Origin of the sequence: Psychrobacter sp. SC65A.3 (assembly GCF_025642195.1) — a bacterium.
GTDB classification, from domain to species: Bacteria; Pseudomonadota; Gammaproteobacteria; order Pseudomonadales; family Moraxellaceae; genus Psychrobacter; species Psychrobacter cryohalolentis.
The window spans coordinates 2380596-2406422 of the sequence record NZ_CP106752.1 but is presented as its reverse complement, the minus strand read 5'-3'; the positions used below and the strand labels follow the sequence as shown (position 1 = coordinate 2406422).

The 25827-nt window shown below is 42.7% G+C and carries 39 protein-coding genes; 37 read left to right on the top strand and 2 right to left on the bottom strand.

The genetic code is table 11. The annotated features are described in order from the left end of the window. The first annotated feature begins 501 nt into the window (after nucleotides 1-501). The 33 genes from OEG80_RS10210 to rplQ all read left to right on the top strand — a co-directional run bounded on the left by OEG80_RS10210 (nucleotide 502) and on the right by rplQ (nucleotide 20512). Nucleotides 502-1539 carry a rod shape-determining protein gene (locus OEG80_RS10210; RefSeq protein ID WP_041752960.1) on the top strand — a complete coding sequence of 346 codons (1038 nt, stop codon included), beginning with the start codon at nucleotides 502-504 and terminating at the stop codon, nucleotides 1537-1539. A gap of 245 nt (nucleotides 1540-1784) precedes the next feature. Further along, entirely contained in the window at nucleotides 1785-2645 is an 861-nt protein-coding gene (gene mreC, locus OEG80_RS10205; RefSeq protein WP_263240695.1) for a rod shape-determining protein MreC, read from the top strand. A 142-nt stretch (nucleotides 2646-2787) separates the two neighbouring features. Further along, nucleotides 2788-3273 carry a rod shape-determining protein MreD gene (mreD, locus tag OEG80_RS10200; RefSeq protein ID WP_263240694.1) on the top strand — a complete coding sequence of 162 codons (486 nt, stop codon included), beginning with the start codon at nucleotides 2788-2790 and terminating at the stop codon, nucleotides 3271-3273. Nucleotides 3274-3413: 140 nt separating this feature from the next. Continuing rightward, nucleotides 3414-4094 carry a Maf family protein gene (locus OEG80_RS10195; protein WP_263240692.1) on the top strand — a complete coding sequence of 227 codons (681 nt, stop codon included), beginning with the start codon at nucleotides 3414-3416 and terminating at the stop codon, nucleotides 4092-4094. A 224-nt stretch (nucleotides 4095-4318) separates the two neighbouring features. Continuing rightward, a complete protein-coding gene (locus OEG80_RS10190; RefSeq protein WP_263240690.1) occupies nucleotides 4319-5905 on the top strand; it encodes an Rne/Rng family ribonuclease in 1587 nt (528 codons plus the stop codon). A gap of 487 nt (nucleotides 5906-6392) precedes the next feature. Next, nucleotides 6393-6704: a 30S ribosomal protein S10 gene (rpsJ, locus tag OEG80_RS10185; RefSeq protein WP_010196670.1), complete on the top strand. Its 312-nt coding sequence runs from the start codon at nucleotides 6393-6395 to the stop codon at nucleotides 6702-6704. A gap of 48 nt (nucleotides 6705-6752) precedes the next feature. Further along, nucleotides 6753-7391 carry a 50S ribosomal protein L3 gene (gene rplC / locus OEG80_RS10180; protein WP_011512851.1) on the top strand — a complete coding sequence of 213 codons (639 nt, stop codon included), beginning with the start codon at nucleotides 6753-6755 and terminating at the stop codon, nucleotides 7389-7391. Between the two features lie 14 nt (nucleotides 7392-7405). Beyond that, the gene (gene rplD, locus OEG80_RS10175) at nucleotides 7406-8008 is read left to right on the top strand and encodes a 50S ribosomal protein L4 (RefSeq protein ID WP_011512852.1); all 603 of its coding nucleotides are present in this window, start codon (nucleotides 7406-7408) and stop codon (nucleotides 8006-8008) included. Next, the gene (gene rplW, locus OEG80_RS10170) at nucleotides 8005-8355 is read left to right on the top strand and encodes a 50S ribosomal protein L23 (protein ID WP_011279789.1); all 351 of its coding nucleotides are present in this window, start codon (nucleotides 8005-8007) and stop codon (nucleotides 8353-8355) included. The genes rplD and rplW overlap by 4 nt, the downstream gene beginning before the upstream one ends. An 11-nt stretch (nucleotides 8356-8366) precedes the next feature. Then, a complete protein-coding gene (gene rplB / locus OEG80_RS10165) occupies nucleotides 8367-9194 on the top strand; it encodes a 50S ribosomal protein L2 (protein ID WP_011512853.1) in 828 nt (275 codons plus the stop codon). A 12-nt stretch (nucleotides 9195-9206) separates the two neighbouring features. Beyond that, the gene (gene rpsS, locus OEG80_RS10160) at nucleotides 9207-9482 is read left to right on the top strand and encodes a 30S ribosomal protein S19 (RefSeq protein ID WP_011279791.1); all 276 of its coding nucleotides are present in this window, start codon (nucleotides 9207-9209) and stop codon (nucleotides 9480-9482) included. A gap of 10 nt (nucleotides 9483-9492) precedes the next feature. Continuing rightward, the gene (rplV, locus tag OEG80_RS10155) at nucleotides 9493-9822 is read left to right on the top strand and encodes a 50S ribosomal protein L22 (protein ID WP_010196689.1); all 330 of its coding nucleotides are present in this window, start codon (nucleotides 9493-9495) and stop codon (nucleotides 9820-9822) included. A gap of 3 nt (nucleotides 9823-9825) precedes the next feature. Beyond that, on the top strand, nucleotides 9826-10554 hold the full coding sequence (gene rpsC / locus OEG80_RS10150) for a 30S ribosomal protein S3 (RefSeq protein ID WP_011512854.1): 729 nt from the start codon (nucleotides 9826-9828) through the stop codon (nucleotides 10552-10554). Between the two features lie 3 nt (nucleotides 10555-10557). Further along, nucleotides 10558-10971, top strand: a complete 414-nt coding sequence (gene rplP / locus OEG80_RS10145) for a 50S ribosomal protein L16 (protein WP_011512855.1) — start codon at nucleotides 10558-10560, stop codon at nucleotides 10969-10971. After that, nucleotides 10971-11168, top strand: coding sequence for a 50S ribosomal protein L29 (rpmC, locus tag OEG80_RS10140; protein ID WP_011279794.1), 198 nt, complete (start codon nucleotides 10971-10973; stop codon nucleotides 11166-11168). Before rplP ends, rpmC begins: the two co-directional genes overlap by 1 nt. Next, nucleotides 11165-11440 (top strand): 30S ribosomal protein S17, encoded by a 276-nt coding sequence (gene rpsQ, locus OEG80_RS10135; RefSeq protein WP_011512856.1) that lies wholly within the window; start codon nucleotides 11165-11167, stop codon nucleotides 11438-11440. Before rpmC ends, rpsQ begins: the two co-directional genes overlap by 4 nt. Before the next feature lie 181 nt (nucleotides 11441-11621). Further along, complete coding sequence (gene rplN / locus OEG80_RS10130) at nucleotides 11622-11990, top strand: 50S ribosomal protein L14 (RefSeq protein ID WP_010196702.1); 369 nt, start codon at nucleotides 11622-11624, stop codon at nucleotides 11988-11990. A gap of 8 nt (nucleotides 11991-11998) precedes the next feature. After that, the gene (rplX, locus tag OEG80_RS10125; protein ID WP_011512857.1) at nucleotides 11999-12316 is read left to right on the top strand and encodes a 50S ribosomal protein L24; all 318 of its coding nucleotides are present in this window, start codon (nucleotides 11999-12001) and stop codon (nucleotides 12314-12316) included. Nucleotides 12317-12337: 21 nt separating this feature from the next. Beyond that, a complete protein-coding gene (rplE, locus tag OEG80_RS10120; protein ID WP_011512858.1) occupies nucleotides 12338-12874 on the top strand; it encodes a 50S ribosomal protein L5 in 537 nt (178 codons plus the stop codon). Nucleotides 12875-12886: 12 nt separating this feature from the next. After that, nucleotides 12887-13192 (top strand): 30S ribosomal protein S14, encoded by a 306-nt coding sequence (gene rpsN / locus OEG80_RS10115; protein WP_011279798.1) that lies wholly within the window; start codon nucleotides 12887-12889, stop codon nucleotides 13190-13192. Nucleotides 13193-13203: 11 nt separating this feature from the next. After that, on the top strand, nucleotides 13204-13602 hold the full coding sequence (gene rpsH / locus OEG80_RS10110) for a 30S ribosomal protein S8 (RefSeq protein WP_011512859.1): 399 nt from the start codon (nucleotides 13204-13206) through the stop codon (nucleotides 13600-13602). Between the two features lie 174 nt (nucleotides 13603-13776). Further along, nucleotides 13777-14310, top strand: a complete 534-nt coding sequence (rplF, locus tag OEG80_RS10105) for a 50S ribosomal protein L6 (protein ID WP_011512860.1) — start codon at nucleotides 13777-13779, stop codon at nucleotides 14308-14310. A gap of 11 nt (nucleotides 14311-14321) precedes the next feature. Then, nucleotides 14322-14672, top strand: coding sequence for a 50S ribosomal protein L18 (gene rplR / locus OEG80_RS10100; RefSeq protein WP_011279801.1), 351 nt, complete (start codon nucleotides 14322-14324; stop codon nucleotides 14670-14672). 2 nt (nucleotides 14673-14674) lie between these two features. Then, complete coding sequence (gene rpsE / locus OEG80_RS10095; protein ID WP_010196711.1) at nucleotides 14675-15190, top strand: 30S ribosomal protein S5; 516 nt, start codon at nucleotides 14675-14677, stop codon at nucleotides 15188-15190. A gap of 20 nt (nucleotides 15191-15210) precedes the next feature. Next, nucleotides 15211-15390: a 50S ribosomal protein L30 gene (gene rpmD, locus OEG80_RS10090; RefSeq protein WP_011512861.1), complete on the top strand. Its 180-nt coding sequence runs from the start codon at nucleotides 15211-15213 to the stop codon at nucleotides 15388-15390. Continuing rightward, nucleotides 15390-15830 (top strand): 50S ribosomal protein L15, encoded by a 441-nt coding sequence (rplO, locus tag OEG80_RS10085; protein ID WP_011512862.1) that lies wholly within the window; start codon nucleotides 15390-15392, stop codon nucleotides 15828-15830. Before rpmD ends, rplO begins: the two co-directional genes overlap by 1 nt. A gap of 19 nt (nucleotides 15831-15849) precedes the next feature. Then, on the top strand, nucleotides 15850-17181 hold the full coding sequence (secY, locus tag OEG80_RS10080; protein WP_011512863.1) for a preprotein translocase subunit SecY: 1332 nt from the start codon (nucleotides 15850-15852) through the stop codon (nucleotides 17179-17181). A 32-nt stretch (nucleotides 17182-17213) separates the two neighbouring features. Further along, nucleotides 17214-17330 (top strand): 50S ribosomal protein L36, encoded by a 117-nt coding sequence (gene rpmJ / locus OEG80_RS10075; protein ID WP_010196721.1) that lies wholly within the window; start codon nucleotides 17214-17216, stop codon nucleotides 17328-17330. A 257-nt stretch (nucleotides 17331-17587) separates the two neighbouring features. Then, nucleotides 17588-17944, top strand: a complete 357-nt coding sequence (gene rpsM / locus OEG80_RS10070) for a 30S ribosomal protein S13 (protein ID WP_011512864.1) — start codon at nucleotides 17588-17590, stop codon at nucleotides 17942-17944. A gap of 20 nt (nucleotides 17945-17964) precedes the next feature. Then, on the top strand, nucleotides 17965-18354 hold the full coding sequence (gene rpsK, locus OEG80_RS10065; protein ID WP_010196728.1) for a 30S ribosomal protein S11: 390 nt from the start codon (nucleotides 17965-17967) through the stop codon (nucleotides 18352-18354). A 48-nt stretch (nucleotides 18355-18402) separates the two neighbouring features. Continuing rightward, entirely contained in the window at nucleotides 18403-19044 is a 642-nt protein-coding gene (gene rpsD / locus OEG80_RS10060) for a 30S ribosomal protein S4 (protein WP_011512865.1), read from the top strand. 81 nt (nucleotides 19045-19125) lie between these two features. Beyond that, the gene (locus OEG80_RS10055) at nucleotides 19126-20133 is read left to right on the top strand and encodes a DNA-directed RNA polymerase subunit alpha (protein ID WP_011279808.1); all 1008 of its coding nucleotides are present in this window, start codon (nucleotides 19126-19128) and stop codon (nucleotides 20131-20133) included. A gap of 19 nt (nucleotides 20134-20152) precedes the next feature. Beyond that, nucleotides 20153-20512 carry a 50S ribosomal protein L17 gene (gene rplQ, locus OEG80_RS10050; RefSeq protein ID WP_011279809.1) on the top strand — a complete coding sequence of 120 codons (360 nt, stop codon included), beginning with the start codon at nucleotides 20153-20155 and terminating at the stop codon, nucleotides 20510-20512. A 121-nt stretch (nucleotides 20513-20633) separates the two neighbouring features. Here rplQ and OEG80_RS10045 read toward each other — a convergent pair whose 3' ends face one another. Continuing rightward, nucleotides 20634-21251, bottom strand: a complete 618-nt coding sequence (locus OEG80_RS10045) for an L-threonylcarbamoyladenylate synthase (RefSeq protein ID WP_263240686.1) — start codon at nucleotides 21249-21251, stop codon at nucleotides 20634-20636. A gap of 210 nt (nucleotides 21252-21461) precedes the next feature. Continuing rightward, entirely contained in the window at nucleotides 21462-22259 is a 798-nt protein-coding gene (locus tag OEG80_RS10040; protein ID WP_263240685.1) for an elongation factor P hydroxylase, read from the bottom strand. 174 nt (nucleotides 22260-22433) lie between these two features. On the opposite strand from OEG80_RS10040, the gene OEG80_RS10035 reads away from it, so the two are divergent. From OEG80_RS10035 to fabG, 4 genes are all read left to right on the top strand, one after another. Next, entirely contained in the window at nucleotides 22434-23027 is a 594-nt protein-coding gene (locus tag OEG80_RS10035) for a YceD family protein (protein WP_020442816.1), read from the top strand. Between the two features lie 321 nt (nucleotides 23028-23348). Further along, complete coding sequence (rpmF, locus tag OEG80_RS10030) at nucleotides 23349-23531, top strand: 50S ribosomal protein L32 (RefSeq protein WP_011512869.1); 183 nt, start codon at nucleotides 23349-23351, stop codon at nucleotides 23529-23531. A gap of 484 nt (nucleotides 23532-24015) precedes the next feature. Then, nucleotides 24016-24984 carry an ACP S-malonyltransferase gene (gene fabD, locus OEG80_RS10025; RefSeq protein WP_011512870.1) on the top strand — a complete coding sequence of 323 codons (969 nt, stop codon included), beginning with the start codon at nucleotides 24016-24018 and terminating at the stop codon, nucleotides 24982-24984. After that, nucleotides 24975-25709 (top strand): 3-oxoacyl-ACP reductase FabG, encoded by a 735-nt coding sequence (gene fabG, locus OEG80_RS10020; protein ID WP_226939375.1) that lies wholly within the window; start codon nucleotides 24975-24977, stop codon nucleotides 25707-25709. Before fabD ends, fabG begins: the two co-directional genes overlap by 10 nt. The last annotated feature ends 118 nt before the right edge of the window (nucleotides 25710-25827 follow it).

Below are 25827 nucleotides of genomic sequence, written 5' to 3'. Positions count from 1 at the left end.
AGGGCTTTATTCACGACTCTTCTATTAAAAAAGGCTCAACTTAATAAGCAATTATGCAAAGCTGACTGGATAGTAAAAAGTTGATGGTCAATAGCTCCCCATTTAATGACGAAATACGTTACAGTGGGTAGCTGCTGCTAAGCAAGTTATCAAGCAAATTACTTAGTAAGTATCATAAGACGGTAGCTGCTTGTGAGTGATTGAATTAAAGGCTGTTTCATCAAAGCGGCTGGTATGGTCTGCGATTTCAAACTTTGTAACAACTTTTAGCGCATAAGCGCAAAATCCTAGCGTACTGATGCAAATATCTGTGTTTTTTTTGAGCCAAATCGGTATAATTTAGCTCAGTTTTTTCATTTCATCATTATAGCTTCGGTTTGACTTGTTACGATGATAAACTCTCGCCACGGGTAATGTCTAAAGACGACCTGCTCAATACTGACGAGTAATCCCTCGGTCACTCTCATTTGCCTCATTCGCCTCATTTGTAATACGCTGGAAATATTAGTCATGAACCTGTTTGGATTTTTATCAAATAATATCGCAATCGACCTCGGTACTGCGAACACCCTTATTTTTATTCCTGGTAAAGGCGTGGTGCTCGATGAGCCTACGGTGGTCGCTTTAAGAAGCAATCGCACACAGAACCCTACCGTTGCTGCTGTTGGTATTGATGCCAAGCAGATGCTGGGTCGTACGCCTGCCAATATTACGGCTATCCGCCCTTTAAAAGACGGCGTAATTGCTGACTTTGAAGTGACGCAAAAAATGCTTAAGCATTTTATCGCCAAGGTAAAAGCTAAGCGTTTTATGGCACAGCCTAATGTGGTGGTTTGCGTGCCTTGCAAGTCTACCCTTGTCGAGCGAAAAGCGATTCGTGAAGCGGTATCGTCAGCTGGCGCCAGCAAAGTATTGTTACTAGAAGAGCCAATGGCAGCAGCGATTGGCGCCGGCATGCCGGTTCATGAAGCCAGCGGTTCGATGGTCGTTGATATCGGCGGTGGTACCACTGAGATTGCCGTTATCGCTTTGTCAGGTTGTGTCTATGCTGAGTCTATCCGTATCGGTGGCGATATGTTTGATGATGCCATTATTACCCATGTGCGTCGTATTCATGGCTGCGTGATTGGTGAAACTACTGCTGAGCGTATCAAACAAGAAGTTGGCTCTGCGCTAAATGAAGACAGCCAGTTAGAAGTAGAAGTACGCGGACGTAGCATGGCAGAAGGCGTACCAAAAACCTTCACGGTCAACTCAGAAGAAGTGCAGAAAGCTTTGAGTGATCCGTTAAGTGGTATCGTCAGCGCGGTAAAAGCAGCACTTGAGCAGACGCCACCAGAGTTGTCATCAGATATCGCTGAACGCGGTATTGTCTTGACCGGTGGCGGCGCACTATTACGTGACCTAGATAAGCTCATCTCAAGAGAGACAGGCTTACCAGTTACAGTCGCTGAAGATCCATTAACTTGCGTGAGCCGTGGTGGCGGTATTGCGCTTGATTTTATCAATAACAAAAGCCTAAATATGATTTTTGTATAAATCACTGTTTATCAAGCATTGTCATACTAGCAATGTTAGACAAGGCTGAAGTTAACGATAAATAAGCATGAGAAAGGTTGGATAAATAACATTGAAGGTAGCCAAAAAGGTTGCCTTTAATATTATCAATAAAGGCAATCAATATCTGATAGATACTGAGCTTTTCTTTAATATCCACTGCCTTTTATATAGTGCTATTCAGTGCTGGCTAATGCCCACATTAAAACCTCTACATTAGACGAACTATGACTCCAAGTATTTTTGCTCGCCAGCCACTCGCGCTTCGTATGACTGCTGTTTTATTAATAGTGGCATTGATATTGATGTGGTTTGATAGCAAAAATCCAGAATGGTTCAAGCCTATACGCTCAACGAGCCATGCCGCAATGCAGCCTATTTACGAGCTATCATTATTACCCAGTTATGCACAACACTGGTCAAGCGGTAGCCTACAATCAAAAGAAACGCTGCGCCGCGAAAACATGCAGCTCAGATCTCAACTTATTCATGCGCAAGCTAAGTTGCAGCAGCAAGATTATATCTTGGCGCAAAACGCTCGCCTGCAAGGTATTCTATCGACCACACGCCCTGAACAATTTGATTTAAATTTGGCACAGGTAATTGGTACTGACACCAATCTACTGCGTCAAATTGTGGTGTTGAATAAAGGGGAGCAAGATGGGGTACAAGTTGGGCAAACGGTCATTGATGAAAACGGCATTTTAGGGCAGATTATCAATGTCTATCCTAATACCAGCCGTTTATTGCTTATTACTGATGAACAGCAGTCCGTTGCTGTTACTGTCAAGCGGACAGGTCAGCGCGCTATTGTCACCGGTCAGGGTATACCTACTTCATTGAGCCTTGAGTATGTCTTTAAAACCTCAGATGTACGCGTCGGGGATGAGCTGGTCTCGTCTGGATTAGGTGGGCGTATCCCTACAGGCTACCGTGTTGGTCGTATCGCCCATATTGAAGACACGCAAGCGGATAATTTTAGAAGCATTGATGTCATACCTGCTGCAAACTTTGTCGATAATGCTTATGTGCTGATATTGCAAGACAAGCTGGCTAATAAAAACAATATTGGCATCAATGAGTCTTGATGGTCATTGTTAGAGATAATCATTGCCCGATAATCAGCCGCTATTCTATTTAAGTGCGCTGTTTTACTCCTCGTTTTTTATTCCCTGCAATGCTGAATTCATTATTAAGTAGCTGCTAAACATCCGCTAAAGGTACGTATTCATGGCATATCCTGATTCTGATCATGCAAATGGGCTGCTGCATGCCGTGATTGTACTGAGTTTTATTATTGCCTCATCGCTCAGTGTTTATCCATTAAGTCCTAGTATGGCCACATTGCGTCCTATGATCATGATCATGGTATTGATTTTTTGGTTATTGTTTCAGCCGCGTTATGTAGGCATTTCTAGCGCCTTTGCTATTGGCCTTATTGCTGATTTGCTGATGGATACTCATTTAGGACAGCAGGCTTTTTCTGCTGTGGCAGTGGCGCTTATGATAAAGGTGACCAGTATCTATATCAGACAGCTAAATACGATTAGTGCATGCATAATAGCGAGTTTGGGATTATTTGTATTTCAAGCGAGTCTGTGGATGCTACAGATGTTTGTACAAGATGTCTTTGTTGCCCAATCTACTTTCTCTTTGTTGATGAGTATTATTAGCTGGCCATTGGTACTATTGACGTTACGAAAATTTGTGCGTTAATCAGATTGATTATTACATCGATTATCAATACAAGTATTTTCATCACACATGGTCTTTACAAGCATCTACGATAGACGACCCTCGTTTATTTATGACTAAACCTATCAATATCAAGTTTCTACATAATATAGAGAGTAGTGATGGATATTATCTTAGCATCCGGCTCGCCGCGTCGTCGCGAGTTACTAAGTAGAGTGCAACTAGAATTTACGGTCATCAGCGTGGATATCGATGAAACGCCTTATCAAGATGAGTCGCCCAAAGATTATATTGTCCGTATGGTCGCCGCCAAAGCAGAGGCAGCAACCGCGCAGCTAAATAGACAGTTAAAGAATAACGACGCTCACTTATATCAATCACTCTTGTCGAAGCCCATTATTTTATTGACCTCTGATACCATTGGGGTATTGCCAGATGGCAAAACAGTCTTGGTCAAACCAAATAATCGCGAAGATGCTTATCGTATGTGGCAGCAAATGTCTGATAGTACTCATGAAGTATGGACGGCGGTACAGGCAACGCAACTCTCATTACAGCCTAAACGTTCTGATGGGTTCGATAATGAGCAAGTATGGCAAATCATCAATCAGCAACAAATCATTGAACGCACAGAGGTCACCTTTGTAGCGCTTACCCTAGAGATGATGAGTGATTATTGGGACAGCGGCGAGCCTGTAGACAAGGCAGGTGGCTATGGTATTCAAGGTTTGGGTGCGGCTTGGGTTAGCCGTATCAATGGCAGCTATACCAATGTGGTAGGCTTACCGCTTGCCCAAACGCTGGCATTGATTAAAGAGATGAATGACACTGATACGCTTTAAAATTTTGATGCCTAAATAGATAATACCTAATAAAGCTTACATGCTCAAAACGTTTAGAGCAGGGGTATGGATTCAGCAGTGCTTTAAGATGAAGCTTGATATTAAGCCATCTGCACATAATGACACGCTTGTGTCATGGGCAAAAGCAAGTGGCATTTGTTACACTGTTAGGCTACCAAACTATGAATGCTTCACCAGAAAGCTAAGTGATAAGAGAAAATACTATGTCCGAAGAGCTGCTGATTAATATTAGTCCCATGGAGTCCCGTGTTGCCGTACTAGATAACGGTATCTTGGGCGAGATTTATATTGAGCGTCATCATAAACTGGGTTTGGTTGGTAACATTTACTTGGGTACAGTGGTACGCGTTCTGCCGGGTATGCAGGCAGCCTTTGTCGATATTGGTCAGTCACGTACTGCATTCTTACACGTTAATGATATGCAGCGTGAACCTCGTCCAGCTGCCAAAAGCAGTAAAGTCGAAAAGACTGATGATGAGCGCACTATTGTAGAGGTAACCGCTGACGATTTAGCCATTACGCCGCCTGTAATAAGTACGCAGAACACAGAAGTTGTACCAGTTTCGAAAACTCTCATCCAGCATCGCCTACACGAGAGCCAACGTATCTTAGTTCAAGTCACTAAAGATCAGCTGGGCAGTAAAGGCGCGCGCTTAACCACCAATATATCACTGCCATCTCGCTATCTGGTCTACTTGCCATCGAGTGAGCATATCGGTATTTCGCAGCGTATTGATGGTGAAGAAGAGCGTACCCGTCTCAAGACTGAGCTTACTAGCCTGATGCAAACCGTCAATCTCAAGGGCGGTCTTATTGCACGTACAGCGGCAGAGCGTGTCCCCGTTGATAAACTTGAAGAAGACATCTACTATCTCTTGCAACTATGGCGAACGATATGTGCTCGTCGTCAAGAAATGAAGCCTAATCAAAGTTCAGAGCTTATTTATCAAGAATTATCGTTACCACTGCGTTCTATCCGCGATTTGGTACACGCTGGTACCGAAAAAGTCGTAATTGATAATTCACAGATATATGAGCAAGTTAGATACTTTGCCAAAGAATTTGTGCCTTTTGTCTATGATCGCATAGTACATTATACCGCTGAGCAGTCGCTGTTTGATGTGCACCGCGTCGAAGATGATTTACGTGATGCGCTCAAACGCCGCGTTGATTTAAAGTCGGGCGGCTATCTGATTATTGACCAAACCGAAGCGATGACCACCATTGATGTCAATACTGGCTCATTCGTTGGTGGGCGTTCATTAGAAGATACCGTCTACAAAACAAATCTAGAGGCAACACACGCGATAGCCCGTCAGCTGCGCTTACGTAATCTAGGCGGTATTATTATCCTAGACTTCATCGATATGCTTGAGCAGCAGCACAAGGATGATATCTTAGAGAGCTTGCAGTCACAGCTAGTACAAGATTATGCCAAGACCAAAATCACTCAAGTCAGTGAGCTTGGTTTGGTTGAGATGACCCGTAAGCGTACCCGTGAATCGCTTGGTCAGCAACTATGTGAGCCTTGCTCGACCTGTCAAGGGCGCGGCTTTGTCAAAACTGCTGAAACGGTCTGCTTTGAGATATTTCGTGAAATCATGCGCTGTGCTCGTACTTATAACTCTCCAAAGAAGTTTACGGTGGTTGCCCATGCGGCAGTGATTGATTTATTACTGACGTCAGAATCGGATACCGTGGCAGATTTAGAGTATTTGCTTGGTAGAGTGATTACCTTTGATGTTGAGAATTTATATACCCAAGAACAATACGATATAGTATTAGATTGAACGTCAAGGCGGGATCTGAATAGTAAGTATTACCGTCAAATGTTGAAAACTTAGGGCATTTAATGGGACGGTTTAGCTTTGATGCTTAGTAAGCAATTGGTTAAAAGTTAAGAGAATCTGTTTTAAAAACCAATATTTATATCAAACAGTTGTGTATATCATTGTAAATAAGCCCCTTGCAATCATCTGATTATTATGTATAATACAGACCACTGAATTATATATGCGCAGCCAATCAAACAGCTGGCGCTATGACAGCTAGAGCATCGTTTCTAGCACTATTTCATTATGCCTTTGCTGACATCCTACAATGGAAGGGTCGGCGGGGCTTTAAACTATTTTGCTTTTGGCACGCTATAAGTTCGGATAAAGAACTCATTCTGGTTTAGAACAGAAGGCCGCTTTAAGTGAATATTTAACCAAACGGCTTTTGCTCATATCCTTGCAAAGCAAGAATGACAAAAGCACATATTAGGAGCTTGCTGGCATGGCTAACCAGAGAATCCGTATCCGTCTTAAGTCTTTTGATCATCGTCTGATTGATCAATCTGCACAAGAGATTGTTGATACTGCAAAGCGCACCGGTGCGCAAGTTTGTGGTCCTGTACCGTTGCCGACTCGCATTGAGCGCTTCAACGTTCTAACTTCACCACACGTAAACAAAGACGCTCGTGATCAGTACGAAATCCGTACTCATAAGCGTATGGTTGACATTGTTCAACCTACCGATAAAACTGTGGATGCGCTAATGAAGCTTGACTTAGCGGCGGGTGTTGACGTTCAAATTGCTTTGGGTTAATGCACATAAACACCCAACCCATTAATATAAGATATAAAGAGGTCTAAAATGGCGATCGGTTTAGTCGGTAAAAAATGCGGCATGACCCGTGTCTTCACTGAAGCAGGCGCATCTATCCCTGTAACAGTGGTTGAGATCAGTGCTAACCGCATTACTCAAGTAAAAAATACTGATGTAGATGGCTATCAAGCCATCCAAGTTACCACAGGCACCCGTCGTGACAGCCGCGTAACAGCAGCTCAAAAAGGTCACTTCGCTAAAGCCGGCGTTGCCGCTGGTCGTGGTGTTTGGGAATTTCGTGCCAATGACAGCGATCTTGAAGGTCGTGAGATTGGTGGTGAGATCCTAGCTGACTTGTTCGAACAAGGTCAGATGGTTGATGTCACAGGAAACAGTAAAGGTAAAGGCTTTCAAGGCGGCGTGAAGCGTCACAACTTCAGCATGCAAGATGCCACTCATGGTAACTCAGTATCTCACCGTGCCATTGGTTCAACTGGTCAAAACCAGTCACCAGGTAAAGTCTTCAAAGGCAAAAAAATGCCAGGTCAGATGGGTAACAAACGCGTTACCGTTCAAGGCCTAGAAGTGATATCGGTTGATGTTGAAAATGGGTTACTTGTCATCAAGGGTGCTATCCCAGGTGCCACCGGTGGCGATGTCATCGTACGTCCGTCAGTCAAAGCCTAAGCAAGGGGATTAACGTGGATTTAAAAACAGTTACAGGGGCGGCAGTTGAGCTTTCTGATACGGCTTTCGGTCGTGAATTCAACGAAGCATTAGTGCATCAAGTCGTCACCGCATATCTTGCTGGTGCTCGTCAAGGTACACGCGCTCAAAAGACCCGTGCCGAAGTTTCTGGTGGTGGCATTAAGCCATGGCGCCAAAAAGGTACTGGTCGCGCTCGTGCAGGTTCTATTCGTAGCCCAATCTGGCGTGGGGGCGGTCGTGCATTCGCGGCTAAGCCACAAGATTGGTCACAGAAAGTTAACCGTAAGATGTATCGCGGTGCTATGCAGTGCATCCTAGCCGAATTGATTCGCCAAGAGCGTCTGATTTTGGTTGAAGAGATAAGCGTTTCTGGTCCTAAGACCAAAGAGCTGATCGCAAAGTTAGGTGAGTTAAATGCATCACGTGCATTGATCGTCACCAAAGAAGTTGACGAAAACTTATACTTAGCTGCTCGCAACATCCCACATGTCAATGTACTTGATACAAGTGAAGTGGATCCAGTGAGCTTGATCGCTTTTGATAAAGTGATCATGACAGTCGAAGCTGCGAAACAATTTGAGGAAGCACTAGCATGAATAACGCAAGACTTTATCAGATCCTAAGAGGACCTGTATTCTCAGAGAAATCTCAAATGCTTGGCGACTCACTTGGTGTGCAGGTATTTAAAATTGACTCTAAGGCTACTAAGCTTGAAGTTAAAAAAGCAGTTGAGATGATGTTTGAAGGTGTTGAAGTTTTAAAAGTAAACACATTGAACGTTAAAGGTAAGACAAAGCGTTTTGGTAAAAGTATCGGCCGTCGTAATGACTATAAAAAAGCCTATGTTACCTTAAAAGCTGGTCAAGATGTACAAATGGCTGATGCTGGTGAAGAGGTCGCAAATACGACTGCTTCTACTAGTGAAACAGCGAATAACGAATAAGGATTACACTCATGCCTATCGTAAGAGCAAAGCCAACATCACCAGGCCGTCGTTTTGTTGAAAAAGTAGTGCATCCACACCTTTATAAAGGTCGTCCGTTTGCAGCGCTTCTAGAATCAAAAAGCAAGACCGGTGGTCGTAACAATAATGGCCGTATTACTACTCGTCACATCGGCGGTGGTCATAAGCAACATTATCGTATTATCGATTTTAAACGTACTAAAGACAATATCCCAGCTACAGTAGAGCGTATTGAATACGATCCTAACCGTACTGCGCATATTGCTTTACTTAAGTACGCTGACGGCGAACGTCGTTATATTATCGCTGCTAAAAAGCAAGCAGTTGGCGATACTGTAATGTCAGGTGAATTATCACCAATTCGTCCAGGTAACTGTTTACCGCTAAAAAACATACCACTAGGTACTGTGATCCATAATATCGAACTTAAAATCGGTAAAGGCGCACAGATGGCTCGTGCTGCGGGTGCTAGCGTTCAGCTACTAGGTCGTGACGGTATTTATGCAATTCTTCGTTTGCGTTCTGGCGAAACTCGCCGTGTACACGTAAATTGCCGTGCTGTTATCGGTGAAGTTTCTAATACTGAAAACAACTTGAAATCACTTGGTAAAGCTGGTGCTTCACGTTGGAGAGGTATTCGTCCTTCTGTTCGTGGTGTCGCTATGAACCCGGTTGATCACCCACATGGTGGTGGTGAAGGTCGTAACAAAGGTCGCCATCCTACTAGCCCTTGGGGTCAGAAGTCTAAAGGACTTAAAACGCGTCACAATAAGCGTACTGACAACATGATCATCCGCCGTCGCGCCAAGAAGAAATAAAGGAAGAATTTCATGCCTCGTTCATTGAAAAAAGGTCCATTCATAGACGCGCATTTATTTGCTAAAGTTGAAACTGCATTAGAAACCAACTCACGCAAACCAATTAAAACTTGGTCGCGCCGTTCAATGATTCTGCCACAAATGGTTGGCCTAACTTTATCTGTTCACAATGGCCGTACTCATGTACCGGTTATCGTAAGTGAACAGATGGTTGGTCATAAACTAGGTGAATTTGCCCCGACTCGTACATATCGTGGTCACGGCATTGACAAGAAAGCTAAGAGATAAGGTGCTTACCATGGAAGTAACTGCAAAATTACGCGGTGCCGCCATATCGGCACAAAAAGTTAGACTCGTTGCTGATGAAGTTCGTGGCAAATCTATTGAGCGTGCTTTGGATATCCTAACGTATAGCAATAAAAAAGGCGCGGTTTTTGTTAAGAAATGTCTTAACTCTGCCATCGCCAATGCTGAAAACAACAACGGTTTAGATATCGATACTCTCAAAGTATCAACCATCTACGTTGATGAAGGCATTACGCTAAAACGTATCCTACCACGTGCTAAAGGTCGCGCTGATCGTATCAGTAAGCGTACCTGTCACATCACTATAAAGGTAGGGGAATAAGTTATGGGACAAAAAGTACATCCAATCGGAATTCGTCTTGGTGTTGTAAAAAAGCATAACGCAAACTGGTATGCTAGCCCTAAACAATACTCAGAATACCTAATTAACGACATTCAGGTTCGTGAATATCTGCGCAAGAAACTTGATAGTGCTATGATTAGCAAGATCATGATTGAGCGTCCTACTGGTGCTGCTAAGATTACCATCGCCACTGCGCGTCCTGGTATTGTTATCGGTAAGAAAGGCGAAGATATTGAAAGACTTCAAAAAGAATTGACCAAAATTATGGGCGTACCTGCTCAGGTTAACATTGAAGAAATCACCTCGCCTGATCTTGATGCTCATTTGGTAGCGGAAGGCATCGCAAGTCAGCTTGAGCGTCGTGTTATGTTCCGCCGTGCTATGAAGCGTGCGGTACAGAACAGCATGCGTTCTGGTGCTAAAGGTATTAAAGTTGAGCTGTCTGGCCGTCTTGGCGGTGCTGAGATTGCTCGTACTGAATGGTACCGTGAAGGTCGTGTGCCACTGCATACACTACGCGCTGATATCGACTATTCGTCAGTACGTGCGGAAACCACTTACGGCACCATCGGTGTAAAAGTTTGGATCTTCCGTGGCGAAATCCTTGACGGTATGAACAGTGTATACAATCCCGTTAAAGAAGAGCAGACTCGTGCGCCAAAACGCCGTGGTCGTGGAAACGGAAACCGTCGAAACACAGACAGAGGTTAAACTATGTTACAGCCAAAACGTACCAAGTTTCGTAAAATGCACAAAGGTCGTAACACTGGGCTAGCTCATCGTGGAAGCACCGTTGCATTCGGACAAATTGGTCTAAAATCTTTGACTCGTGGTCGTATGACTGCCCGTCAAATTGAAGCAGCACGCCGTACCATCACTCGTAAAATTAAGCGTGGCGGTAAGATTTGGATTCGCGTTTTCCCAGACAAACCAATTACCAATAAACCATTAGAAGTACGTATGGGTAAAGGTAAAGGTCCTGTAGAATATTGGGTATGCGAAATCAAACCTGGTAAAATACTATATGAACTTGAAGGGATTTCAGAAGAGCTTGCTCGCGAAGCGTTAACGCTTGCTGCAGCTAAACTGCCCTTTAAAACTACCATTGTTAAGCGGACGATAATGTAATGAAGATCAGTGAATTACGTGATAAATCATTAGAAGAACTGACCCAGTTACTTGATGAAAAGCAACTTGATGCTTTCCGTATTCGTATGGCTAAAGCAACTGGTCAGTTGGGGAATACCCATGAAGTACGTGTCAATCGTCGTGCGATTGCTCAGCTTCAGACTTTGATTAACGAGAAACAACGAGGCGACTCATGAGCGATAACAATCAAGCAACGACCAATGCTAGTGTTCTGACAGGACGAGTTGTCAGTGACAAGATGGACAAGTCCATCACGGTTTTGATTGAGCGTCTGGTTCGTCATCCTTTATATGGCAAGCAGCTTCGTCGTTCTACTAAAATCAAAGCACATGATGAGAATAATGTTTGCCAACAAGGCGATCTTGTCCGCATCAAAGAAACGCGTCCAATCTCAAAAACCAAGTCTTGGACTTTGGTTGATGTGGTTGAAAAAGTAGAAAAAATCTAAGTAAATTGCATTAAAAGCCAGAAGCTGTTAAAATAGCTGCCTTTTTAAGGATACTGATTGCGCCGAGCGTATATCACTCACATTAAGAGTAGCAGCGGTTATTAATATTAAAATGCCGACTACTCATACTGTGCTAGCGGCAGCAACTGGTTTTTATTGCTCATACGTGTGGAGTAACGCTATGATTCAGGTTGAATCTATGCTGGAAGTTGCAGATAATAGCGGTGCAAGACGAGTTCAGTGCATTAAAGTACTGGGTGGCTCTCATCGTCGTTATGCATCAGTTGGCGACATTATTAAAGTAACGGTTAAAGAAGCCATTCCTCGCGGTCGTGTTAAAAAAGGCGACGTGATGAATGCGGTAGTTGTACGTACCAAAAAAGGCGTTCGTCGTCCTGATGGTTCGGTATTACGTTTTGACGACAATGCTGCGGTATTGTTGAACCAAAACAAAGCGCCGATTGCAACTCGTATTTTTGGACCGGTAACTCGTGAACTACGTGGTGATCAGTTTATGAAAATTGTATCACTAGCACCAGAAGTATTGTGAGGTAATCCATGTCAAAATTACGTAAAGGCGATACAGTTATCGTGATTGCTGGGAAAGACAAAGGCAAGCAAGGTACTGTACAAGCTGTAAAAAACGATCGTATTAAAGTTGAAGGCATTAACATTGTCACTAAACATCAGAAGCCAAATCAGGCAACTGGCGTTGAAGGCGGCATTCTTAAGCAAGAAGCTTTTCTGCATATCTCAAATGTCGCAATCTTAAATGCGCAAACCCAAAAAGCTGATCGTATTACTTATCAGTTCGGCGAAGACGGCAAGAAACAACGCCTGTATCGTTCGAACGGTGAAGTAGTGGCGACTGCGTAAGACACTAAGGGTGTAATGGTAATGGCAAGATTAAAATCTTTATATAACGAAGAATTAAAACAGCAAATCAAAGAAGAACTTGGTTTGGCGAATGTGATGCAAGTGCCAAAAATCACTAAAATCACACTAAATATGGGTGTAGGCGGCGCGTCTCAAGACAAGAAATTGCTTGAAGGTGCTGTGGCTGATATGACTGCTATTGCTGGTCAAAAACCTGTAGTCACCAAAGCGCGTAAATCAGTTGCTGGCTTTAAAATTCGTGAAGAATGGCCAATTGGCTGTAAAGTAACGCTACGCGGTGAGCAAATGTACGAATTTTTAGATCGTCTCATTGCCATTGCAATTCCTCGTATTCGTGATTTCCGTGGTTTTTCTCCTAAAGCCTTTGACGGACGTGGTAACTACTCATTGGGTATCAAAGAACAAATCGTATTCCCAGAAGTAGACTTTGACAAGATTGATCGTATCCGTGGTATGGATGTGACAATTACTACGTCAGCTCAATCTGATGAAGAAGGTCGTGCGTTGCTTAAAGCTTTCGGCTTCCCATTTAAATAAGGTAAAGACGTTATGGCAAAGAAGAGCATGATTAACCGCGAATTAAAGCGCGAAAAAATGGTTGCTAAGTACGCTGATAAGCGTATCAAGCTAAAAGAAACTATCAGTGATATGACTGCAAGTGACGAAACTCGTATGGAAGCGATGCTAGAGCTACAAGCTTTACCACGTAACGCATCACCAGTACGTCTGCGCAATCGTTGTGCTATCACGGGTCGTCCTCACGGTTACTTCCGCAAGTTTGGCTTATCACGCAATATGCTGCGTGAGCGTGTCATGCAAGGCGATGTGCCTGGTGTTCGTAAAGCAAGCTGGTAAGGGGTAACTATATGAGTATGCAAGATACCGTTGGGGATATGCTAACCCGTATTCGTAACGCACAAATGGCTAATAAAGTATCGGTAGCAATGCCGAACTCTAAGCTACGCAAATCAATCGCTGATTTGTTGGTTAACGAAGGTTATGTTGCTAGCGCTGTTGTTACTGAAGAAAACAACAACAAAGCAACTTTGACCATCGTATTAAAATACTTCGAAGGCAAAGCTGTCATCGAGACGATTCAACGTTTTAGCCGTCCTGGTTTACGCCAGCATCGTGGTAAAGACGCTATCCCTACTGTTAAGCAAGGTATGGGTGTTGCTATTGTATCAACTAGCCAAGGCATCATGACTGATCGTGCTGCACGCGCTGCTGGTATCGGTGGTGAAGTCGTCGCATTTGTAGCGTAAGCTACACGACGATAAAGTCTATTTGACGCTGTTAGGCTTCTCTCAATGTGGTAGTGATAAATTATTTAACATTGTTAGGTGTCTAACGCGATCAACTATGCTAAACTAACACGCTTTTTAGCCTGTTAGTTTTTTCGCTAATATAAAGAAGTTAATTTTCTAAGGAATATTCCTATGTCTCGTGTGGCTAAAGCCCCAGTGACGCTGCCAAACGGCGTAAGCGTTACTTTGAACGATCGGCAGGTCGAAGTTAAAGGCAAGAACGGCAATATGTCTTTACGCCTGCATGAATTGGTCGAGCTGAAACAGGAAGATGATGCAATCATTTTCTCACCTACAGTCGATTCAAAAGAAGCGATGATGCATACTGGCACCATGCGCTCTTTACTAAATAATTTAGTAATAGGCGTTAACGAAGGCTTTGAAAAACGTCTTCAGTTGATTGGTGTTGGTTACCGTGCTCAAGCTGCTGGTAATAAAGTAACCCTAAACGTTGGTTACTCACATCCAGTAGAATATACGTTACCTGAAGGTGTATCAGCTGAAACCCCAACGCAAACTGAAATCGTTTTAAAATCAAACGATAAGCAGCAGCTTGGTCAAGCAGCAGCCGATATCCGCGGTTTCCGCCCACCTGAGCCTTACAAAGGTAAAGGTATTCGTTATAGTGACGAGCATGTGATTCGCAAAGAAGCCAAGAAAAAATAAGGTGAGTTGAAATGTTTGATAAAAAAGCAGCTCGTCTACGTCGAGCTAAGAAAACCCGCGCACATATCCGTTTTTTGGGCGTTCATCGTCTAACGGTTAATCGTACGCCAAGACACATCTATGCCCAGATTATCTCTCCGAACGGTGGTGAAGTGATTGCTCAGGCATCTACCTTAGACAGCAGCTTGCGTTCAGGCGCGACTGGTAACGCTGATGCAGCGACGTCTGTAGGCCAAATGATCGCAGAACGCGCAAAAGCAGCTGGCATTACTAAAGTTGCATTTGACCGTAGTGGTTTTAAATATCATGGTCGAGTAAAAGCTTTAGCTGAAGCTGCTCGCGAAAACGGATTGGAGTTTTAATCATGGCTAGAAATGATAAAAATGATAAAAATGAACAGACTGACGGTCTAGTAGAACGCTTAGTTACCGTTGATCGCGTTGCAAAAGTTGTTAAAGGTGGTCGTATTTTCTCTTTCACTGCGTTGACCGTAGTGGGTGATGGTAATGGTCGCGTTGGTTTTGGTCGCGGTAAAGCACGTGAAGTGCCAGCTGCTATTCAAAAAGCACTAGAAGCTGCCAAACGTAATATGATTACTGTTGAGCTAAATGATGCAACTTTGTATCATCCGATCAAAGCACGTCATGGTGCTAGTAAAGTCTATATGCAACCTGCATCTGAAGGTACTGGCGTAATCGCTGGTGGCGCAATGCGTGCTGTATTAGAAGTTGCTGGTGTCAAAGATGTTTTGACTAAATGTTATGGTTCTACCAACACTGCTAACGTTGTTCGTGCAACGTTTAACGGTTTACGTGATATGTCAACTCCAGAAAAGATGGCAGCAAAACGTGGTAAATCTGTAGACGAAATCTTGGGTTAACTTAGACTAGGTGAGTTACGATGAAAAAAATGAAAGTCACTCAATTCAAATCGGGTGCCCATCGCCTCAAGAGCCACAAAGCATGCTTGAAAGGATTGGGTTTACGCCGTATTAATCATTCTGTTGTAGTAGAAGATACTCCTTCAACTCGTGGTATGGTCAATCGCGTTAACTACTTGGTAAAAGTGGAGGAAGCGTAATGGGTCTTAGATTAAATGAATTATCACCAGGTGTTGGCGCAAAGAAAACTGCCCAACGTCGTGGTCGTGGTATCGGTTCAGGCCTTGGTAAAACTGGTGGTCGTGGTGTAAAAGGTCAGAAGTCTCGTTCAGGTTCTAGCATACGCTCAGGATTTGAAGGTGGTCAAATGCCTTTATATCGTCGTCTACCAAAATTTGGTTTTACCAGTAAAATGGCTATGACGACTGCTGAAGTTCGTCTGTCTGAACTGAGCCAAATTGAAGGCGATGTCGTTAGTATTGAAACTTTGAAAGCTGCTAACCTTATCCGTCGTGACATGAAGCGTGCGCGCGTTATGTTGTCGGGTGAAGTCACTAAAGCTTATACTTTTAAAGGTATCAAAGTGACTAAAGGCGCTAAGCAAGCAATCGAAGCTGCTGGTGGTAGCATCGAGGAGTAGTAACGTGTCAAAGCAATCAATGTCATCGACTGGTATACCGCTTAATCCTTTTGCCTTTATACGTAAGTATGATGAGCTATGGACGCGTTTGTTATTCTTAATCGGCGCATTGATTGTTTATCGTTTTGGGTCGCATATCCCGGTACCGGGTATCAATCCGGTTAATTTGGCTGATCTGTTTTCGCGCAACGAAAATACCATCCTGAGCATGTTTAATATGTTCTCAGGTGGTGCACTAGAGCGTATGTCCATCATGGCACTTGGTATTATGCCATATATCTCAGCATCGATTATTGTACAGATGATGTCTGCGGTATTGCCATCGCTTGAAGCTCTTAAAAAAGAGGGCGAAGCGGGACGACGTAAGCTAAACAAGTATACCCGTCAAGGGACACTTGCATTAGCTCTAGTACAGTCATTAGGGATGTGTGCTGGCTTAATCAGTCAAAATCTTACTTTATCTTCTGGTCTGACTTTCTATATTCCAGCGGTTACTTCATTGGTAGCTGGTGCTATGTTCTTAATGTGGCTTGGTGAGCAGATTACAGAGCGCGGCGTAGGTAATGGTATCTCAATGCTCATTTTTGCGAGTATTGTGGCTGGTACGCCAGGTATGATTTCGCAGTCTATTGAACAGGTCAACCAAGGTCAAATGAACTTGATTGTCCTCTTTATCTTTGCACTGTTAGGTGTCGCGGTTACTGCGGGTATCGTCTATATTGAACGTGCTCAGCGCCGTGTTCCTGTCAATTATGCGCAAAAACAACAGCAAGGTCGCAAGATTTACGCTCAGCAGCAATCACATTTGCCGTTGAAGCTAAATATGGCAGGGGTTATTCCTGCTATTTTTGCTAGTTCATTGCTATTGTTTCCTGCAAGTTTAGGGCAGTGGGTTGGTCAATCGCCTGATCCTACCTTGACGCAAAAGATATTGCAAAATATGGCATTGGTGTTGTCCCCAGGACAGCCGCTGTATCTCGTTCTATTTGGTGCAATGATTATCTTTTTCTGTTACTTCTACACGGCATTGGTATTTAGTCCGCGTGAAGTGGCTGAAAACCTTAAACGTAGTGGTGCGTATATCCCAGGTATTCGCCCAGGACAACAAACTCAGCGTTACCTCGATCATGTATTAAACCGATTGACCTTTATTGGCGCGATGTATATGACGGTTATTTGTTTAATGCCAATGGTCGTGCAGTCATCGTTTGGTGTGCCGTTTCAACTTGGTGGTACGTCGTTACTGATTATGGTGGTTGTGGTAATGGACTTCATCTCGCAGATTCAAGCGCATTTGATGACCCATCAATATCATGATCAGACGTTAATTCAATCGCCCACTCAACCTTAAATGAGCGGTACGATATCTCAAAGGAGTATGCTATGAAAGTTCAAGCATCAGTTAAAAAGATTTGTGGTAGCTGTAAAGTTGTGCGCCGTAAAGGCCGTGTACATATCATTTGTACCGCAGAACCTCGCCACAAGCAACGCCAAGGTTAATAATTTAAGCAAGTCAGTTTTAAGTGATTGGCTTGCTTATTAAATTAATACTTGAAAAATGACGGCGGATGCGATATCATCCGCCACTTGCCGTAGTTTATGCAAAATCTTTTATGAAATGATCAATGAATAGATTGGTTTACCAACTCGAAGCAGCGATAATAATTATAAAAGCTTTAGTATTGACAGCAACAAATCTGAAAAATAACACTTTATTTTAATCAATAAGGGTATTTTTCTTTAATGGAGAGAAATCAATGGCTCGTATTGCCGGCGTAAACATTCCGGATAATAAGCATGCTGTTATTTCACTAACTTACATCTTTGGTGTAGGTCGTACCACTGCTCAGAAAATCTTAGAAGCAGTTGGCATTGCCCCTAGTACTAAAGTCAGTCAGTTAGATGATACACAGTTAGATGCTATCCGTGCACAAGTTGCAGAATACATGACTGAAGGTGATCTTCGTCGTGAAGTGTCAATGAATATCAAGCGCTTGGTTGATCTTGGTTGTTACCGTGGCATCCGCCATCGTCGTAACTTACCAGTTAGAGGTCAAAACACCAAGAACAACGCTCGTACTCGTAAGGGTCCGACACGCCCTCTCAAAAGATAATTAACTTAGGAAGCTAAAAGATGGCAAAAGACACTCGCAGTCGCAAAAAGGTGGCTCGTCGTTCAGTATCGGAGGGCATTGCCCATATCCATGCGTCTTTTAATAACACCATTGTTACGATTACCGATCGTCAAGGTAATGCATTGGCTTGGGCCACTTCAGGTGGACAAGGCTTCCGTGGTTCACGTAAATCTACACCATTTGCAGCTCAGGTTGCAGCTGAAGTCGCTGGTAAAGCGGCTCAAGAATATGGTGTTAAGAACATCGATGTTTTGGTCAAAGGACCAGGACCGGGTCGTGAGTCTGCGGTAAGAGCACTAGGTGCATTGGGTTATAAAGTTAACAGCATCTCTGATGTAACCCCAATCCCACACAATGGTTGCCGTGCGCCGAAAAAGCGCCGCGTCTAATATTAAAGACGAAGCTTTTTATAATAGAAGCTTATAGGAGACATAACAATGGCCCGTTATATTGGACCAAAACTCAAATTATCACGTCGTGAAGGCACTGACTTAGGTCTTAAGTCTGGTGTTAAACCATACGACGTAAAAACGAAAAAATCGGCTCGTCCACCTGGTCAACATGGTGTTAGCCGTAACAAAAGCTCAGAGTACTCTCTACAGTTACGTGAAAAACAAAAAGTTAAGCGTATCTACGGTGTATTAGAGCGTCAGTTTGCCAACTACTACAAAGAAGCTGCTCGTAAGCGTGGCGCTACTGGTGAAAACTTGTTAGCAATGCTTGAGAGCCGTCTTGATAACGTAGTATATCGTATGGGCTTTGGCTCTACGCGCGCTGAAGCACGTCAGTTAGTTAGCCATCGTACTGTTATGGTGAAAAAAGCTGGCCGTGATGAGTTTATTCGTGTGAATATTCCATCAATTCAGTTGCAAGATGGTGATGTCATCGCTATCCAAGAGAAGTCTCGCGAGCAATTACGTATTAAAAACGCAATTGAGCTGGCTACCCAACGTGGTATTCCAGAATGGCTAGATGTTGATCACAGCAAACTACAGGGCACGTTCAAAAAAGCGCCTGATCGTATTGATCTACCTGCTGAAATCAACGAAAGCTTAATCGTTGAGCTATACTCTAAGTAAGTAACGTACTGCTCGATGCTGTTCACATGGCATTGAGCAATTAACGTTAATTAAACCAGTTTAATAAATCGAGGTGACATCATGATGCTAAATGCAACTGAGTTTCTAACGCCGAACGCCATCAACGTGGATACGGTTAATGAAACGATTGCGAAAGTCACGCTCGAACCGTTAGAACGCGGCTTTGGGCATACCTTGGGTAATGCCTTACGTCGCATCTTGTTATCTTCATTACCTGGTGCTGCAGTCATTGAAGCTGAGATTGATGGTGTTGACCATGAGTACTCAACGCTTGAAGGACTACAAGAAGATGTGCTTGATTTGCTTTTGAACTTAAAAGGCTTAGCAATCACCCTTCATGACCAAAATGAAGTATTTTTGACCTTGGATAAACAAGGTCCAGGCACTATTACTGCTGCAGACATCACGTTACCGCACAATGTAGACATCATCAATCCAGAATTGGTATTGGGTACATTGAGTGACCGTGGTCATCTAAAGATGCGTTTGCGCGTAGTGATGGGTCGTGGATATGAGCCAGCAAACCAGCGCCGTGAAGATGGTGATACTAAAGCAATTGGACGCTTGAAGCTTGATGCAAGTTTTAGTCCTGTGCTTCGTGTTGCTTATCAGGTTGAGAACGCACGTGTAGAACAACGTACCGATCTTGATCGTCTTATCATTGAGCTTGAAACAAATGGCACTATAGATCCAGAAGAAGCAATTCGTAAAGCAGCCACTATATTACAACAACAGATTTCTATCTTTGTTGACCTAGAAGCTGAAGAAGCGCCTGAGCCTGTGAAAGAAAAAGAAGAGGTTGATCCGGTGCTATTACGCCCTGTGGACGATCTTGAACTAACGGTTCGCTCAGCCAACTGCTTAAAAGCTGAAAACATTTACTATATCGGTGATTTGGTACAGCGTTCAGAGACTGAACTTCTAAAAACCCCAAATCTTGGTAAGAAATCATTGACAGAAATCAAAGACGTACTAGCGTCTAAAGATTTGGAGCTTGGTATGCGCCTAGATAACTGGCCACCAGCTGATTTACGTGTTGATGATCGCTTTTCTTATCGTAGCCGTTAAACTTTAAGGATTTTTGACTATGCGCCATCGTAAGAGTGGAGTCAAGCTGGGTCGTACCGGCAGTCATCGTAAGGCAATGTTTCAGAACATGACCAACTCATTATTTGAGCATGAACTGATCAAAACAACTTTACCAAAAGCAAAAGAGTTACGTCGCGTTGCTGAGCCATTGATCACTATGGCTAAAGAAGACAGCGTTGCTAACCGTCGCTTGGCATTTAGCCGTATGCGTAGCAAAGCTATGGTAGGCAAATTATTTGGTACTCTTGGTCCTCGTTACCAAGCTCGTCCAGGTGGTTATTTGCGTATCGTAAAATGTGGTTACCGTGATGGTGACAATGCGCCTATGGCTTATGTAGAATTGGTTGATCGCGACTAATTTTACAATAACCAAAATATGTACATAAAAAAGCTCCAATTGAATTGGAGCTTTTTTTCGTTTAAATTTTTGTATGATCGTTAGGGAAGTGCATATTTAAATACTTACAGTATGTCTATATCTACAGCAATGAGCTTACATCAGCAGCACCTTGCCGAATGATTTCTGGCTGGCTACTAGTCATATCGACGATGGTCGTGAGTTTGGTGGTTTTAATGCCAGCATTAATGAGCCCATCTATCTGATTGCCTAATAATTCTTCGATCTCGAAAGGGTCATCTAATATATCATCACGATTCGGTAGTATTAATGAGCTGGTCAAAATAGGTTCATCCATCGCTTCTAATAAAGCTTGGGCAATAGCATTACTTGGAACACGAATACCAATGGTTTTTTTCTTTGCATGTGCCAGCTTCTTAGGTACATCTTTGGTGGCGTTTAAAATAAAGGTAATTGGTGCTGGTGTATGCGCTTTAAGCTGTTTAAATTGTACATTGTCTACTGCAGCATAATTCGCAATCTCACTTAGATCACGGCAAAGTAGGGTGAATTGATGTTTATCATCAAGTGCGCGTATTTTTTTTAGTTTCTCCAAGGCATCTTTTGCGCCCAAGCGACAGCCGAAAGCGTAACTGGTATCAGTCGGATAAATAATCAATTGATCTTTACGTAATAAATCCGCTACTTGCTCAATCAGCCGTGGCTGTGGATTTTCTGGATGAATATAAAATACTTGCATAATAATTCCTTATTTTATAATTATTAGAATTTGATTGATGAACTTTGCTTTTTGTACTAAAGATTAAAATACGGCTTTATTAAGTAGTATAGCGTAAAGTAAATATAAGTTTATGGGCAAGGCGTTAACGTAAGTATAAAATCGTTAACAATAGCCAGTCGTGTAATGAGTTTTGATGACAATAATAAAACTCTTACATTGTAGGTTTAGCTAAGATATGGCGCAGATAGTGAGTAAAGCTTGTAGCAAGGTTTTAGCATCAGATGGTAAGGTATCTGGTTTAGTAATATATGTTTGAACTTGTTGATAAACATCTTGAGCAAAAGTACTACCACTGGTATCAAAATCTGCAAATAAATTGTCTTGTGATACTTGAAAAGGTCGTCCACAAGCTAAGGTAAACAAACACTCTATAGCTTGTGGCTTAACCTCAACACGTTCGAATGCCTGCTGCTGAGCCGCTGAGCGTCCGTCAGGTGCATACCAGTAGCCAAAGTCAGGTAGTTGTCTACGTCGTTCACCTGCCATACAAAAATGGCTTATTTCATGCAATGCACTAGCAAAAAATCCATGAGCAAACTCAATTCTTGCGGGTTGATTGCTCTGGGCAGGAAAGTATTCGGGCTCGCCAGTACTACGAACCAAGATAACCTGTTTGCTGATAAATAAATGATTAAATAGATCAATAAGCCAATCAGTCAGTGCTCGCTCAATACCTTCAAACGATAATTCATTTTGTAAATTAAGATCGGTTAAACTATTTTGAATAAATTCGCATACTTTGATAGGCTCAATGATCTCTTTAGCAGAATGAATCAAATAGTTATTAGCCAAATATTGCCACTGTAATGACAGTTTTTTTAATGAGGCATCTTCCTCAAGATTGATACTATGTTCAGTAGGATTTGTTTTCTGACTTTGCAATTCATTCAAACGGTGTAATAAATTTTTGGCATCAATAGTAGATAATAAATTGGAAAAATCAGGAGAAACGGTAGGCGATATCATAAATAAAACTTTAACCAAGTAAAGGATGATAGAGCAGGATGTCCTATCTCTTTAGGTAAACAATGACAAGGAAATTGCCAAAAAATATTAACATACTAGCGCTAGCGCAACAGGGCGCTTTCCGTTAGTATGGCAGGCAATATTATACACCGTTTTTGATCAATGAGGCCGCGTATGTCAAGCACCCAAGATAACAAGCCGTCAGCGCTTCATGCTAGTAACGTACAAGTGCCTACGTCAACCAGCATGCCTGATAACATCTCTTTAAATAAGTGGGAAGACACTGGCTTTGAATGGGCAGGTGAAGAAGCTCCCAGCTCTTTTGAGCGTCTTGCGACTATTTTAGCTAGCGAGCATGAACAATCAAATATTGTGCTAAATACCACTCTGTATCGTCGTAACAATGTACTGCATTTGGCTTTCACATTGACTGGTGAAGTCTGGCTGACTTGCCAGCGCTGTCTGCAACCGATTGCTATTGATTTGAGTGATGAGTATGATATTGCGCTTCTTGATAATGAAAGCCAAATACGCCTAGTTAATGAAGAGCAAGATTATTTATTGTTAGACGAAATTGTCACTGAGCAATCGCCAGAGCGACTATTACCATTTAAAAAATTGGTAGAAGATGAAATTTTGCTCAAAACGCCAATGGCGCCAAAACATGATGACTGTGAAATGAGTGTTGAGCAGTTTGGTGAAATACCTGAAGAAGAAGAAACCGAAAATCCTTTTGCTGCTTTAGCATCTTTGAAAGGTAACTTATAACGCTATAAACGGCATTTATAAAAGATATGTTCTATTATATTTTTGCCCGCTTTATGCAGAAGAGTGAAAAGCAGGGCTTTATTAATCCGTTAAACATGCGTATAATGTCCCGTTTATTGCATTCTAGCAATCTGCCATTGGCAGAGAGAAGCTAACCTTGCAGACTAACTATAGATTTTAGACGTAATCAACACTTTAATACGTGGCAATCTATTTAACTAATGATGCGTAAGACTTAGGTTGTTGTGATTATATAGCCTCTGTCAGTGTCGATTAAAGCTGAATTTCAAGCTTATCCCTTTTAAGTATAGGAGCTATATCATGGCCGTTCAAAAAAGTCGTAAAAGTCGTTCACGTCGTGACATGCGCCGTTCACATCATCGTATGGAAATCGCTGAAATAAGCGTTGATGCTACTACTGGTGAAAAACATCGTCGTCATCACATGACCAAAGATGGCTTTTATCGTGGTCGTCAGTTGTTTAAAGTAAGTCAAGACGCTTAATTTATTGTTATTTGATGGCTGCTAAAGATGATGATGGTTTTCATGACTGTCGATGTTCTTTATAAGGCTATTATTCAGCAATTGGTTTGAGCTAATGAAAGCCAAGTTATTTCGCTATCATATATTATGTGGCTAGATAACTTGGCTTTTTGCTATGGGTTTTTTAGTAATAGTTTTCATTATTAGTTTTTAGTACTATTTATTGACTGTTAGCTGTTGACGGCCGTTTTAACGCATCAGTTATGAAGAATTAGCTATCTAGTATAAGTCATATCAAAGGATTTATCGAAGCGAGACAAACAATTAACTTTTTAGCAGCTTTGTTAATTACCGATGTCAGTGTATAGTTTCATAAGAGTATGCTGTCTTAAAGGACTAGTGACAGTAACTGCTCTATAAAATTACTATCCTATTATAGTCTTTAACTCTACGATTAGCCCCATTCACGCTAGGGGTGTTTCCAATCAAATAAGGAATATTGGTTATGGGCTCTGTACCCGATATGATAAAAAAACAACCAACCCGTATTGCAATACTGTTTCCTGGGCAAGGCTCACAAGTCGTCGGTATGACAAGCGAGCTTGCTGATACCTATCCTGAAATTCTTGAAACCTTTACTGAAGCAAGTGCGGCATTAGGCGAAGATTTGTGGGCAATCTGTCAAGATGAAGAAAAACTTAATCAAACGCACTATACACAGCCTGCCTTATTGACCGCTAGTATCGCTATTTGGCGCATCTTACAACAAAAAATAAAGGATAAGCCTTGTTACCTAGCTGGTCATTCCCTTGGCGAATATAGCGCCCTTTGCGCAGCTAACGTGCTGTCACTTGCTGATGCCGTGAAACTGGTACATAAGCGTGGTCAATTGATGCAAGACGCTGTAGTGGGTATTGATACGGCTATGGCAGCAGTACTAGGTTTGGAAGATCACCGAGTCGAAAATCTGTGTGAGCAAGCAACCGAGCATGTAGATGATGCGATTGTTGGCGCAGCAAATTTTAATAGCCCAGGGCAAGTTGTGGTTTCTGGTAATGCTGCAGGCGTTAATGCAGTCATTGATAAAGTACAAAATACTGGCAAAAAAGCCATTCCATTAAAGGTAAGTGTGCCGTCACATTGCGCTTTGATGGAGCCGGCCAGTAAAGCGTTGGCAGCAGAACTTGCCGCGATTAAGTTTGATCAAGCAACGATTCCTGTGATTCAAAATCGTCATGCACGTGTTGAAACAAGTGCGGCAGGTATCAAAGAGGCATTAACCGAACAATTAAGTCAGCCAGTACTGTGGTCAAAAACCATGCAAGAGCTGGCAGATAAACAAATTAATATTTTAATTGAGTGTGGTAGTGGTAACGTCTTGAGTAATTTGGCGAAGCGTCAAGCGCATCCAATTATGAGCTATCCGACTGACAAGCCCGCTCGTCTAGATAAACTGCTGGAGGTATTATCATGAGCCGTACGATCACATTAGTCACAGGCGCAAGCCGCGGTATCGGCAAAGCCGTCGCCAAACGCTTTGCTAAAGAAGGACATTTTGTCATTGGGACAGCCACCACCGAGAAAGGGGCTGCACAGATTGATGACTATCTAAATGATAGTGGCGGTATTGGTCGTGTTTTAGATGTACGCGATACTGCGCAGATTGACAAGCTGTTTGAAGAGATAGAAAGCGTTTATGGTGCTGTTCAAGTATTGGTAAATAATGCTGGTATCACTCAAGATGGCTTATTGATGCGTATGAAAGATGAAGATTGGGACAATGTGATAGATACCAATCTAACTTCTGTCTATCGTATGAGCAAACGTGCTATCCGCGGCATGATGAAAGCACGCCGTGGTCGTATTATCAATATTACCTCTGTGGTTGCTCAAATGGGCAATGCTGGTCAATCTAACTATGCGGCGACTAAAGCTGGCGTAGAGGGTTTTAGCCGTACGCTCGCGCGCGAAATTGGTTCACGTCAAGTAACCATTAACTGCGTCGCGCCAGGTTTGATTGAAACAGACATGACTGATGAGCTTGATGAGCGTTTATTGAACTCGATGTTAGATGCTGTACCTATCAGCCGTTTAGGTCAACCAGAAGATATCGCTGCTGCTGTACTGTTTTTAGCCAGTGACGAAGCCAGTTATATCACAGGTGCTGTTTTGCCGGTCAATGGCGGTATGTATATGTAGCAGTTTGCTGTCGCATTTTTCCTACATGCGATAGCAATTAGTGCTGAATCCCAAGCGTTACATACTTATAATAAAAAACTGTGTGAACGAGTGTAAACTATAATAAAGGGTGCTATAA